Annotated in this window: 12 protein-coding genes; 8 read left to right on the forward strand and 4 right to left on the reverse strand. The window is 65.7% G+C overall.

Going from position 1 to position 12,734, the window contains the following annotated elements; all coding sequences use genetic code 11:
* Positions 1–11: 11 nt before the first annotated feature.
* Entirely contained in the window at positions 12–866 is an 855-nt protein-coding gene (locus EET10_RS12230) for a hypothetical protein (RefSeq protein ID WP_036401066.1), read from the forward strand.
* Here the strand turns inward: EET10_RS12230 and EET10_RS12235 are convergent.
* The 4 genes from EET10_RS12235 to mptB all read right to left on the reverse strand — a co-directional run bounded on the left by EET10_RS12235 (position 816) and on the right by mptB (position 5,347).
* Positions 816–1,751: a COX15/CtaA family protein gene (locus tag EET10_RS12235; protein WP_036401453.1), complete on the reverse strand. Its 936-nt coding sequence runs from the start codon at positions 1,749–1,751 to the stop codon at positions 816–818. The genes EET10_RS12230 and EET10_RS12235 overlap by 51 nt on opposite strands.
* A 151-nt stretch (positions 1,752–1,902) precedes the next feature.
* Positions 1,903–2,613: an ABC transporter permease gene (locus tag EET10_RS12240; RefSeq protein WP_244601921.1), complete on the reverse strand. Its 711-nt coding sequence runs from the start codon at positions 2,611–2,613 to the stop codon at positions 1,903–1,905.
* 65 nt (positions 2,614–2,678) lie between these two features.
* Positions 2,679–3,638: an ABC transporter ATP-binding protein gene (locus EET10_RS12245; protein ID WP_051490372.1), complete on the reverse strand. Its 960-nt coding sequence runs from the start codon at positions 3,636–3,638 to the stop codon at positions 2,679–2,681.
* Positions 3,635–5,347 carry a polyprenol phosphomannose-dependent alpha 1,6 mannosyltransferase MptB gene (mptB, locus tag EET10_RS12250; protein WP_036401060.1) on the reverse strand — a complete coding sequence of 571 codons (1,713 nt, stop codon included), beginning with the start codon at positions 5,345–5,347 and terminating at the stop codon, positions 3,635–3,637. The genes EET10_RS12245 and mptB overlap by 4 nt, the downstream gene beginning before the upstream one ends.
* A 114-nt stretch (positions 5,348–5,461) precedes the next feature.
* Between mptB and EET10_RS12255 the strand changes: the two genes are divergently transcribed.
* The 7 genes from EET10_RS12255 to EET10_RS12285 are packed head-to-tail and all read left to right on the forward strand — an operon-like array spanning position 5,462 to position 12,719.
* Complete coding sequence (locus EET10_RS12255; protein ID WP_423793572.1) at positions 5,462–6,196, forward strand: helix-turn-helix transcriptional regulator; 735 nt, start codon at positions 5,462–5,464, stop codon at positions 6,194–6,196.
* Positions 6,193–8,712 (forward strand): intein-containing Fe-S cluster assembly protein SufB, encoded by a 2,520-nt coding sequence (sufB, locus tag EET10_RS12260; RefSeq protein WP_122502183.1) that lies wholly within the window; start codon positions 6,193–6,195, stop codon positions 8,710–8,712. Before EET10_RS12255 ends, sufB begins: the two co-directional genes overlap by 4 nt.
* A gap of 7 nt (positions 8,713–8,719) precedes the next feature.
* A complete protein-coding gene (gene sufD, locus EET10_RS12265; protein WP_036401054.1) occupies positions 8,720–9,871 on the forward strand; it encodes a Fe-S cluster assembly protein SufD in 1,152 nt (383 codons plus the stop codon).
* A complete protein-coding gene (sufC, locus tag EET10_RS12270; RefSeq protein ID WP_036401052.1) occupies positions 9,871–10,653 on the forward strand; it encodes a Fe-S cluster assembly ATPase SufC in 783 nt (260 codons plus the stop codon). Before sufD ends, sufC begins: the two co-directional genes overlap by 1 nt.
* A gap of 2 nt (positions 10,654–10,655) precedes the next feature.
* Complete coding sequence (locus EET10_RS12275; RefSeq protein ID WP_036401050.1) at positions 10,656–11,912, forward strand: cysteine desulfurase; 1,257 nt, start codon at positions 10,656–10,658, stop codon at positions 11,910–11,912.
* Complete coding sequence (sufU, locus tag EET10_RS12280; protein WP_081260550.1) at positions 11,909–12,379, forward strand: Fe-S cluster assembly sulfur transfer protein SufU; 471 nt, start codon at positions 11,909–11,911, stop codon at positions 12,377–12,379. Before EET10_RS12275 ends, sufU begins: the two co-directional genes overlap by 4 nt.
* Positions 12,372–12,719, forward strand: coding sequence for a metal-sulfur cluster assembly factor (locus EET10_RS12285; RefSeq protein WP_036401045.1), 348 nt, complete (start codon positions 12,372–12,374; stop codon positions 12,717–12,719). Before sufU ends, EET10_RS12285 begins: the two co-directional genes overlap by 8 nt.
* Positions 12,720–12,734 lie beyond the last annotated feature (15 nt).

Raw genomic sequence — 12,734 nt, forward strand, 5'->3', positions numbered from 1 at the left:
CATGCCCGGGCATGAAGCTCGCCCGGCCGGATACCTTCCATCCGCGCATCGTGTTGGCGGGTTGGTCGCGGCACCCTTCCGGCGACGGTGACGACGCCGGGCTGGTTGCGGCGCTGCGTCACCGTGGGTTACACGCCCATTGGTTACCTTGGGACCATCCCGACGTGGCCCGCGCACATCTGGTGATATTGCGGGCCACCCGCGACTACCCAGGGCGCCTCGACGAGTTCCTGCCCTGGGCCAACAGCGTGGCCAATCTGCTGAATGCGCCGTCGGTCGTAGCCTGGAACGCCGACCGTCGCTATCTGGAAGACCTGGCGAGTCGGGGAGTGCCGACCGTGCCCGGTCAGGTATGTGCGCCGGGCCAGCAGATCCGGCTGCCGCATGCCGGACCGGTCTTTGTCGCCCCGACCGTCGGCGCCGGCGCCTGCCGGTTCAGCGATCCCTCGTCGGCCGCGGCGTATATCGCCGAACTCCGGCAAGGCGGCCACTCGGTGGTGGTGCAGACGGCTGACCCGGAAGCCGAAACCCTGCTGATCTTCCTCGGGGGCCAGCCGTCGCACGCCTTCACCACACAAGACGGCGCGCTCCGCCGGGGTGAGCCTGATTTCGAAATCTGGGAGACTGGGGCCGCCGCACTGGCCGCAGCCGCGGCCGCGTCCGGAGTCGGCATCGACGAGCTGCTCTATGCGCGGGCCCATCTAGTCGGACGGCGGCTGCTGGAACTGCAATTGGTGGACCCGTCGCTGGGGTGGCGCCGGTTGGACGTCGCTGCCCGCGATCGCGGCCAGCGTCGTTTCGCGGTATGCGTGGAGTCAGCTCTGGAGCGGTTGGGGCTGGGCCCGTTCTCGCATCGACGCCCATAGTGCCGCGGTGGCTGCGGTACACGCTGCGGCCCCGGCGACGTGGAGTGCCACCAGGGCGGCCGGCACCCCGGTGTGATACTGCACGATGCCCACCCCGGCCTGCGCGAAAACCAGGGCGAGCAGCACGGAAAGGCGCCGCAGGATCGACCGGGTGGCACCCACGGCCAACAGCCCGAATCCGAGGCCGACCAGCAACGCCAGATAGGAAACCAGCAGTGACGAATGCAGGTGTACCAGGGTGTTGATCTCGACTTTCAGCCGCGGCACCGTGCGGGTGGGGCTCTTGTCACCGGCATGCGGCCCGGCGGCTGTCGCCAGCGTGCCGGTGACCAGGACCGCGGCCAGATTCACCGCAGTGAGCCCCGTCAGCGTGCGCAGGGGCCGGACCACGTTCCGGTGAACAATCCCCTCGTCGGGTTCGCCGACCTTGACGTAGAGCAACACCGACAGCCAGACCATCGTCATGGATGCCAACAGGTGGATGGCCACCGTCCACCACAGCAGCCCGGTGCGCACGGTGATGCCGCCGATCACGGCCTGCACCACCGTTGAGGCGGGCATCAGCCATGCGTAGACCAGCACTTCGGGACGCCGGCGCGCCCTGGTAACCGCCAGCACGGCCAGCGCCGCGGCGATCACGACCGCGAAGGTGATCATCCGGTTGCCGAACTCCACCGCCTGGTGGATCCGCGGCACCTCGGCGACCGCTACCGGGGTGAAACTCCCGGGGAAGCACTGCGGCCAGGTCGGACAACCCAGGCCCGACGCCGTGACCCGCACGATCGTGCCGGTGACCGCGATCCCGCCCTGGGTCAAGATGACGGCGGCGGCAATTGCGCGCTGCACCCGCAGGCTCGGGTCGGGGAACAGGTCCACCCATCGCATCAATGTTCGTCCGACGGCCACCGCCCGATCGTAACGACAACTACATCGCGTAGTAGAAGCGGGCATCGCGCCGAGGTTGCCGCCATGGCTGTGGTGTTTCGGCCGGGCCAACGACCGCGGCGGCACTATCGGCGGGCGGACCGGGGCCCGATCAGGTGAAGCGGAACCAGCGGCGCGCCGCCAGCGCCCCCAGCGTTCCCCACGCCGCCAGGACGATCAGCCCGAACCAATCGACCGACAGGATCATCGCCTGCGACAGCGCCTCGGTGAGCGCGCCGGACGGGGTAAGCCGGGCCGCCCACTTGATGGCCGTCGGGATCATCGTGGTTTCGAGGGTGAGCGCGCCGAACCCGGCGAACACGAACCACATCAGGTTGGCGACCGCGAGCACGATCTCGGCCCGCAACGTGCCGCCCAGCAGCAGCCCCAGCGCGGCGAAGCCCGCGGTGCCCAGCGCGATCACGGCCGCCCCCAAGGCCAGCGCGGCCGGTGCCGGTCGCCAGCCCAGCGCAAAGCCGATGGCGCCCAAGATGATTGCTTGCAGAAACACCACGGCAACCACGGCCAGTGACTTGCCGGCGATGATTCCCCAGACCGGTAGCGGGGTCGCGCCGAGCCGTTTGAGCGCGCCGTAGCGGCGGTCGAACGCGACCGCGATGGCCTGGCCGGTGAACGCGGTGGAGACCACGGCGAGCGCCATGATCACCGGTACGAACGTGGCAGCGCGGTGCTGCCCGAACGAGCCGAGCGGCAGCAGCGTGAGCCCGACCAGCAGGGTGATCGGGATGAACATGGTCAGCAGCAGCTGCTCGCCGTTGCGCAGCAGCAGTTTGAGTTCCAGCGCGAACTGTGCGGCCAGCATCCGGGATACGGCATTGGGGCGTGGGTTCGGGGTGAACGTCCCCGGGGGAAACAGCGTGTCGTCGGTCACGGTCGCAACTTCCTGCCGGTGAGATCCAGGAATACGTCCTCGAGGCTGCGTTGTTCGACCCGCATATCGGTGGCCAGCACGTCGATCTGCGCGCACCAGGCGGTGACGGTTGCCAGTACCTGCGGGTTGACCGGGCCCTCGACGAGGTACTCGCCGGGCGTCAACTCGGAGGCCTGATAGTCCTCCGGCAACGCGGAAGCCAGCAGTGACAGGTCAAGCCGCGGCGGTGCGGTGAACCGCAACTGGTCTTTGGCGCCGGTGCGTGTCAGCTCGGTCGGGGTCCCCGCGGCCACCGTGACGCCGTGGTCGATGATGACCAGCCGATCCGCGAGTTCCTCGGCTTCTTTGAGTTGATGGGTGGTCAGCACGACCGTCACACCGTCGCGGCGCAGGGCGTCGATCAACTCCCACACCACGAGCCGGGCGTGAGCGTCCATGCCGGCGGTGGGCTCGTCGAGAAAAACCAGCTCGGGACGCCCCACCAGGGCACAGGCCAGGGCAAGTCGCTGCTGCTGCCCTCCGGAGAGCCGCCGATAGGTGGTCTGGGCAACCTCGGTGAGCCCCAGGGTGTCCAACAGCCACCGCGGATCAATCGGGTCGGCCGCATAGGCGGCGACCAGGTTCAGCATTTCCCCGGCGCGTGCGGCTGGATATCCGCCGCCGCCCTGCAGCATCACGCCGATGCGGGGGCGCAGCCGCGCGTTGTCGGCGATCGGATCCAGCCCGAACACCTCGATGGTTCCGGTGTCCGGGCGTACGAAGCCCTCGCACATCTCGACGGTCGTCGTCTTGCCGGCACCGTTGGGGCCCAGCAGCGCCAGTACCTCGGCGGCCCGCACCTCGAGGTCGAGGCTGGAGACGGCCGTCAGTGATCCGTACCGCTTGGTCACGCCACGTAGCCGGACTACTACGGAGTCTCTGCAGTCTGTCGGAGACGCATGGGGGGCCGAGCTCACGTGGAGTCAGCGTAGGCGTCCGGCGCCGACGCCGTCTGCCGGGTCACCGAAGTCTCAGCTGCGGGTACCGGGTCGATGAGCGTGTGTTGTTTCGCTTCGCCGTTCGCCGTCGGCAGTCCTTGCCACGGTAACCGGTGGTAGGTCAGCGCGATCAGGACCAACACGATGATCGCGCTGGCCAGGGTGGCATCGATGATCTGGAACAACGCGAAGCGATCCCCGTTGGCCGTCGGCCCGAAGATGCCGACGATGAGCGTGATGACGATGGCGGCCACCCGAAATCCGGTGCGGGTCGCCCATGCGGCCATCGGAATGATGGCCCAGAGCAGATACCAGGGCTGCACGACGGGGAACAAGAGCACTGTGATGCCCAGCGCGACTCCGAGGCCGCCGATCGGGTGTAGCCGGCCGCGGAACACCGCCAGCAGCAACCAGCAGACCATCACCATGATGATCAGCACGCCCATGGCACGCGTCAGCGACAACACCGCGGTGGTGTGATCTCCCAAACGCAGCAGAATGCCCACCTGCCCGGTGCCCAGCGCCAGCAGTGTCGGCGGCGACATCCAGCTGCGCACCACGTTGGCGGTGCCCAGCGTGTAGACCCAGCCGAAGCCCAGTCCGCTGGCCCATCCGACGACGGCCATCACCGACAGCGAGAGTGCCGCCATGCCGCCACCGGCCAGCAGCAGCGCTTTGATCGTGCCGCCGTAGCGGTAAGCCAAGGCCATCGTGATGAAGCCCAGTGCGAGCAGCGAAGGCAGCTTCACCTGCGATGACAGCGTGATCAGGATCGATCCGCCGAGCAGCATGGCCAGTGGTTCCCAGTCCGCGCCCGGACGCCACGATGCGGGCATGAGGCGTGTGGCGCCTGCCAAATCGATGCCACGCAGTGCGACTTCGGCGCCGGTCAGCATCAACCCGAGCATCAGTGCTTCGTTGTGGATGCCGGCAACCAGGTGCATGAACAGCAGGGGATTGGCCGCGCCCAGCCACAGCGCGCTGACCTCGGCCACGCCGCAGCGCCGGGCCAGCCGCGGCGTCGCCCACACGATCATCGCCACGCCGATCAACACCACCAATCGGTGGCACAGCACGGCGGCGACAATGTTTTCTCCGGTCAGCGCGGAGATGCCGCGACCGATCCACAAGAAGAGCGGACCGTATGGGGCGGGCGTTTCGCGCCACAGGCTGGGAACCGACAGCGTGAACACGTGGCCCAGGCCCAGGCCGGACGCCGGGCCGACTCGGTAGGGGTCGAGTCCGTCGCGGGAGATCTGGCTTTGGGCCAGGTATGAGTAGACGTCTTTGCTGTACATCGGTGGGGCGATGAGCAGCGGCAGCATCCACAACAGCAGGGTGCGGTCCAAATCGCCGCGCGACATCTGCCTCTTCCCCAGCGCGAACCGGCCGAGCATCAGCCAGGCCAGCGCCATCATGACGGCTCCGGTGGTGGTCATCGTCAGCGATACGGTCTGGATTCGCGAGGGCAGATTGAGCAGCCGGACCCCGAACGTGGGATCCTGCACAACCGGCCTGGCGCCCGCGCCCAGGGCGCCAATGCCCATCAGAACCGTGCCGGTGGCGCCGAACAGCCGGGTGCGCGCCAGTGCGGTCAGTTCGGCGGCATTCAGCGGCGAACCCACCGCCTGCTCGTCGCCATGGAGGCTGGCGATCGACGAGCTCAGCGTGTGCTGGCGGGCTGCCATCAGAGCAGCCTAGCCCCGGCGACGATACGCGCCGCGTTGCGGCGTGCGAAGCCCACAGCCTTTGCACAGGCCACCTCGCTGGACAGCTTCCTGGAATTACGTCACACTTGTGTTGTGAAAATCCCGGCAGCTACTGCTGCTGTTCCAGCCGCAGTTCCCGACGGTCATACCCGTCGCGCCATTGTGCGCTTGCTGCTGGAGTCCGGATCGATCACCGCCAGCGAGATCGGCGATCGGTTGGGGCTGTCGGCCGCCGGCGTACGTCGTCATCTTGACGCGCTCATCGAAACGGGTGACGCGGAGTCCGTACCCGCCGCGCCGTGGCAGCAGGCGGGACGCGGACGGCCCGCCAAGCGTTACCGGTTGACGGCGGCCGGCCGGGGCAAGCTGGACCACTCATACGACGACTTGGCGTCGGCGGCGATGCGCCAACTGCGCGAGATCGGCGGCGAAGACGCGGTGCGGACGTTCGCGCGACGACGCATCGACGCGATACTCGCCGACGTCGCCCCGGCGGACGGCCACGCCGACGACGCGGTGGAAGCCGCCGCGGAGCGTATCGCCGACGCGTTGACCAAAGCCGGTTACGTCGCCACCACCACCCGGGTGGGTGGGCCGATCCATGGTGTGCAAATCTGCCAGCACCACTGCCCGGTGGCCCATGTCGCCGAGGAGTTCCCGGAATTGTGCGAAGCCGAGCAGCAGGCCATGGCCGAAGTGCTTGGAACCCACGTGCAGCGGTTGGCGACCATCGTCAACGGCGACTGCGCCTGTACCACCCACGTGCCTTTAACCCCGGCGCCCAGCCCGCGCCGCGACACTACGAGCATCAAAGGAGCGTCGATATGACCCTCGAGGCCAGCAAGACCGCTGCCGAGCCGCTGACCCAGGCGGAGGCTATTGCTTCGCTGAGCCGCTACGGCTACGGCTGGGTCGACTCCGACATCGCCGGCGCCAGCGCTCAGCGCGGGCTTTCGGAGGCGGTGGTTCGCGACATCTCCGCGAAGAAGAACGAGCCCGAGTGGATGCTGCAGAACCGGCTGAAGGCGCTGCGCATCTTCGAGCGCAAGCCGATGCCGCGCTGGGGCTCCAACCTCGAGGGCATCGACTTCGACAACATCAAGTACTTCGTGCGATCGACCGAGAAGCAGGCAGCGAGCTGGGACGATTTGCCAGAGGACATCAAAAATACATACGACCGTTTAGGAATTCCCGAAGCGGAAAAACAAAGATTAGTTGCTGGAGTAGCGGCTCAGTATGAAAGCGAAGTAGTGTACCACCAGATCAGAGAGGATTTGGAATCCCAAGGCGTTATTTTCTTAGACACTGATACTGGTTTGCGAGAACATCCCGAAATATTTAAACAATATTTTGGAACTGTAATTCCTGCTGGCGATAATAAGTTTTCTGCACTCAATACCGCTGTGTGGAGTGGCGGGTCCTTTATTTACGTCCCGCCGGGTGTCCGCGTCGACATCCCCCTGCAGGCCTACTTTCGGATCAACACCGAGAACATGGGCCAGTTCGAGCGAACGCTGATCATTGCTGACGAGGGCTCCTACGTGCACTACGTCGAGGGCTGTGTGCCAGCCGGTGAGCTCATCACGACCGCTGACGGAGACCTGAGGCCCATCGAGTCGATCCGTGTGGGTGACTACGTCAGTGGCCACGATGGGCGGCCACATCGTGTCACCGCGGTGCAGATGCGCGACCTCAACGGGGAGCTCTACAGCTTCACGCCGATGTCTCCGGCGAACAAGTTCTCCGTCACCGCGGAACATCCCTTGCTCATCGTTCCCCGCCACGAGGTGCGCGTCATGCGCAACGAGCGCAACGGATGGAAGGCAGAAGTTAACAGCGCCAAGCTGCGTCGCACCGAGCCGCGGTGGATTGCGGCGAAGGACGTTGCCGAGGGTGACTTCCTGATCTACCCCAAGCCGAAGCCGATCCCACACAAGACGGTGCTGCCCCTCGAGTTCGCTCGGCTGGCGGGGTATTACCTGGCGGAAGGCCGTGCATGTCTGACTAATGGCTGTGAGTCACTGATCTTCTCGTTCCACAGCGACGAATTCGAGTTCGTCGAGGAGGTTCGTCAAGCGTGCAAGTCGTTGTACGAGAAGTCAGGCTCTGTCCTGATCGAGGAGCACAAGCATTCGGCACGCGTCACGGTCTACACGAAGGCGGGCTATGCGGCGATGCGTGACAACGTCGGCATCGGATCGTCGAACAAGAAGCTGTCGGATCTCTTGATGCGTCAAGACGAGACGTTCCTCCGCGAGCTCGTCGACGCCTATGTCAACGGGGACGGCAATGTAACGAAGCGCGGCGGCGCCCTCTGGAAGCGCGTGCATACGACTTCCCGTGTCTGGGCATTCCAATTGCAGTCCATCCTCGCGCGGTTGGGTCATTACGCCACAGTCGAATTGCGTCGTCCTGGCGGTCCAGGAGTTATCCAGGGTCGTGACATCATGCGCAAGGACATCTACCAGGTCCAGTGGACCGAGGGCGGCCACGGGCCTAAGCAAGCGCGGGATTGCGGTGACTACTTTGCGGTGCCGATCAAAAAGCGTCAGGTCCGAGAAGCGCACGAGCGGGTCTACAACCTCGATGTCGAGGAGCCGGACAGCTTCCTCGCCTACGGGTTCGCGGTGCACAACTGCACTGCTCCTATTTACAAGTCGGACTCGCTACACTCCGCGGTGGTCGAAATCATCGTGAAACCGCATGCGCGCGTGCGTTATACCACGATCCAGAACTGGTCGAACAACGTCTACAACCTGGTCACCAAGCGGGCCCGCGCCGAGGCCGGCGCCACCATGGAGTGGGTCGACGGCAACATCGGATCCAAGGTGACCATGAAGTACCCGGCGGTCTGGATGACCGGGGAGCACGCCAAAGGCGAAGTGCTGTCGGTGGCGTTCGCCGGCGAGGACCAGCACCAGGACACCGGTGCGAAGATGCTGCATCTGGCGCCCAACACGTCGAGCAACATCGTGTCGAAGTCGGTAGCGCGCGGCGGCGGCCGCACCTCCTACCGGGGCCTCGTCCAGGTAAACAAGGGGGCGCACGGTTCCAAGTCGAGCGTGAAATGCGATGCGCTGCTGGTCGATACGATCAGCCGTAGCGACACCTACCCCTACGTCGACATCCGCGAGGACGACGTCACCATGGGCCATGAGGCCACCGTGTCCAAGGTCAGTGAGAACCAGCTGTTCTACCTGATGAGCCGCGGGATGACCGAGGACGAGGCCATGGCGATGGTGGTGCGCGGCTTCGTCGAGCCGATTGCCAAGGAACTGCCGATGGAGTATGCGCTGGAGCTCAACCGGCTGATCGAGCTGCAGATGGAGGGCTCCGTAGGATGAGAATCGAATGACCGCCACCTTGAACAAGGGCGAGCTGTTCTCGTCCTTCGACGTCGACGCCTTCGAGGTTCCGCACGGCCGCGACGAGCTTTGGCGGTTCACCCCGCTGAAAAGGTTGCGCGGCCTGCACGACGGCTCCGCGCCAGCCACCGGCAATGCAGAGATCAGCGTCAGCGGCCCGCCGGGTTTCACCGTGGAGACGGTGCGCCGCGGTGACGAGCGGCTCGGCCAAGGCGGGGTGCCCGCTGACCGCGTTGCAGCTCAAGCCTTTTCGTCGTTCAACTCGGCGACGCTGGTCACGGTAGGACGTGACACGCAAATTGCCGAGCCGGTGAACATCACCGTCACCGGCCCGGGCGAGGGCGCAACTGCTTACGGACATCTGCAGATCCGCGTCGAGGAGCTCGGCGAGGCCGTCGTCATCGTCGACCACCGGGGGAGCGGAACTTACGCCGACAACGTCGAATTCGTGGTCGCCGACGCCGCTCGGCTTACCGTGGTGTGGATCGCCGACTGGGCCGACGACACCGTTCATCTCAGCGCCCACCACGCCCGGCTTGGCAAGGACGCCGTGCTGCGGCACGTCGCCGTCATGCTGGGCGGGGAGGTGGTGCGGATGGCGGCCAACGTGCGCTTCGATGCCCCGGGCGGCGATACCGAGCTGCTGGGACTGTACTTCGCCGACGACGGCCAGCACCTGGAATCGCGGCTGCTGGTCGACCACGTACACCCGGACTGTAAGTCGAACGTGCTGTACAAGGGTGCGCTGCAAGGAGATCCGGCATCGTCGCTGCCCGACGCGCACACCGTGTGGGTGGGCGACGTGCTGATCCGCGCCGCGGCCACCGGCACCGATACCTTCGAGGTCAACCGCAACCTGGTGCTCACCGACGGAGCGCGTGCTGACTCGGTGCCCAATCTCGAAATTGAAACCGGCGAGATCGCCGGCGCCGGGCACGCCAGCGCCACCGGACGTTTCGACGACGAGCAGCTGTTCTACTTGCGCTCTCGCGGCATTCCGGAAGAGCAGGCCCGCCGCCTGGTGATCCGCGGATTCTTCGGCGAGATCATCTCCAAGATCGCGGTGCCCGAGCTACGCGAGCGGTTGACCACAGCCATCGAACACGAACTGGAACTCACGGAAAAGACAACAGCCTGATGACGACCCTGGAAATCAACGACCTGCACGTCAGCGTCGAAAACCCCAACGCCGCCGAGGGGGAGCGGGAAATTCCCATTCTCAACGGTGTCGACCTGACGGTGAAATCCGGTGAGACGCATGCCTTGATGGGTCCCAACGGCTCGGGGAAGTCCACACTGTCCTACGCCATCGCCGGCCACCCCAAGTATCAGGTGACCTCGGGCTCCATCACGCTAGACGGCGCCGACGTGCTGGCCATGAGCGTCGACGAGCGGGCCCGCGCCGGCCTATTCCTGGCCATGCAATATCCGGTCGAGGTGCCCGGCGTCTCGATGTCGAACTTCCTGCGCTCGGCGGCAACCGCCATCCGCGGTGAGCCGCCGAAGCTGCGGCACTGGGTCAAAGAGGTCAAGGCGGCCATGGCTGCACTCGAGATCGACCCGGCCTTCGCCGAACGCAACGTCAACGAAGGCTTTTCCGGTGGCGAAAAGAAGCGCCACGAGATCCTGCAGCTCGAGCTGCTCAAGCCCAAGATCGCCATCCTCGACGAAACCGACTCCGGCTTGGACGTCGACGCCTTGCGGGTGGTCAGCGAGGGCGTGAACCGCTATGCCGAAACCGAGCACGGCGGCGTCCTGCTGATCACCCACTACACCCGCATCCTGCGCTACATCCATCCGCACCATGTGCACGTGTTCGTCGGCGGCCGCATCGTCGAATCCGCCGGCCCCGAACTGGCCGACGAACTCGAAGAAAACGGCTACGTACGCTTCACCCAAGCGGCGGCAACCGGGGCCTGACCGTGAAAACCTCTGTGACGCACGTGGACGTCGCGGCGATCCGTGCCGACTTCCCGATCCTGCAGCGCGTCATGCGGAGCGGAAACCAATTGGCGTACCTGGATTCCGGCGCGACGTCGCAGCGGCCGCTGCAAGTACTCGACGCCGAACGGGAGTTTCTCATCACCTCCAACGGCGCGGTGCACCGTGGTGCGCACCAGCTGATGGAAGAGGCCACCGATGCCTACGAGCAGGGCCGGGCCGACATCGCGGTGTTCGCCGGCGCTCGTGCCGATGAGCTGGTGTTCACCAAGAATGCCACCGAGGCGCTCAATCTGGTGTCATATGTCTTGGGCGACAAGCGGTTCGAGCGCGCCGTCGGCGACGGCGGTGATGTTATTGTCACCACCGAGCTCGAGCACCACGCCAACCTGGTCCCGTGGCAGGAACTCGCCCGGCGCACCGGAGCCACTCTGCGCTGGTACGGCGTTACCGAGGATGGACGGATCGACCTGGACTCGCTGCAACTCGACGAACGTGTGAAAGTCGTTGCATTCAGCCATCATTCCAATGTCACCGGTGCGCTGGCGCCGGTGACCGAATTGGTCTCCCGAGCAAGAGAAGTCGGCGCGCTGACCGTACTGGACGCCTGCCAGTCCGTGCCGCACCAGCCGGTGGATTTCCACGCGCTGGGCGTCGACTTCGCCGCATTCTCGGGGCATAAAATGTTGGGTCCCAACGGCGTCGGCGTGCTGTATGGCCGTCGCGACGTGTTGGCGGCCATGCCCCCATTTCTCACCGGCGGTTCGATGATCGAGACGGTGACCATGGAAGCGTCCACCTACGCACCATCGCCGCAACGCTTCGAGGCCGGCACCCCGATGACTTCCCAGGTGGTCGGGTTGGCCGCCGCCGCACGCTATCTGGGCGCCATCGGCATGGACGCCGTCGAGGCTCACGAACGAGAGCTGGTTGCCGCAACCATCGACGGCCTGTCCGCTATCGACGGCGTCCGCATCATCGGGCCCACATCGATGGAAAATCGCGGCTCACCAGTGGCATTCGTTGTCGACGGCGTGCACGCCCACGACGTCGGCCAGATTCTCGACGATGAGGGTGTGGCCGTGCGGGTCGGACATCACTGCGCCATGCCCCTGCACCGCCGGTTCGGCGTGGCCGCCACCGCGCGAGCATCGTTCGCGGTGTACAACACGCTCGACGAGGTCGACCGGTTGCTGGCCGGGGTGCGACGGTCGCTGAAGTTCTTTGGGAGAGCCTGACGTTGCGACTGGAGCAGATGTATCAGGACGTCATCCTGGATCACTACAAGCACCCACAGCACCGCGGGCTGCGGGAACCGTTCGGCGCGCAGGTCTACCATGTCAACCCCGTCTGCGGCGACGAGGTCATGCTGCGGGTCGCGTTGTCCGACGACGGCACGACGGTCACCGACGTCTCCTACGACGGCCAGGGTTGTTCGATCTCCCAGGCGTCGACGTCGGTGCTCACCCAGCAGGTGATCGGCCGGAGCGTTCCGGAAGCGTTGCAGATCATCGACGCGTTCACCGAGATGGTGTCCTCGCGTGGGACGGTGCAAGGTGACGAGGACGTTCTGGGAGACGGAATTGCGTTCGCCGGCGTGGCGAAATACCCCGCACGGGTGAAATGCGCGCTGCTCGGATGGATGGCTTGCAAAGATGCGCTGGCTCAGGCCAGTCATGCCCTGGAGGAGGTCAGCAATGAGTGAAACCGCCGCTCCCAACGAAGAATTGCTCGCCGATCTCGAGGAGGCGATGCGCGACGTCGTCGACCCGGAGCTGGGGATCAACGTCGTCGACCTGGGCCTGGTCTACGGGCTGGACGTGGCGGACGGTGACGAAGGAACCGTCGCGCTGATCGACATGACCTTGACGTCGGCGGCCTGCCCGCTAACCGATGTCATCGAGGATCAGTCGCGCAGCGCACTGGTCGGCAGCGGTCTGGTCGACGAGATACGGATCAACTGGGTGTGGAACCCGCCGTGGGGTCCGGACAAGATCACCGACGACGGCCGCGAGCAACTGCGCGCGCTCGGCTTCACCGTCTGACTTCCAGGGATCAGC

The sequence above is a fragment of the Mycobacterium pseudokansasii genome, from assembly GCF_900566075.1.
GTDB lineage: Bacteria > Actinomycetota > Actinomycetes > Mycobacteriales > Mycobacteriaceae > Mycobacterium > Mycobacterium pseudokansasii.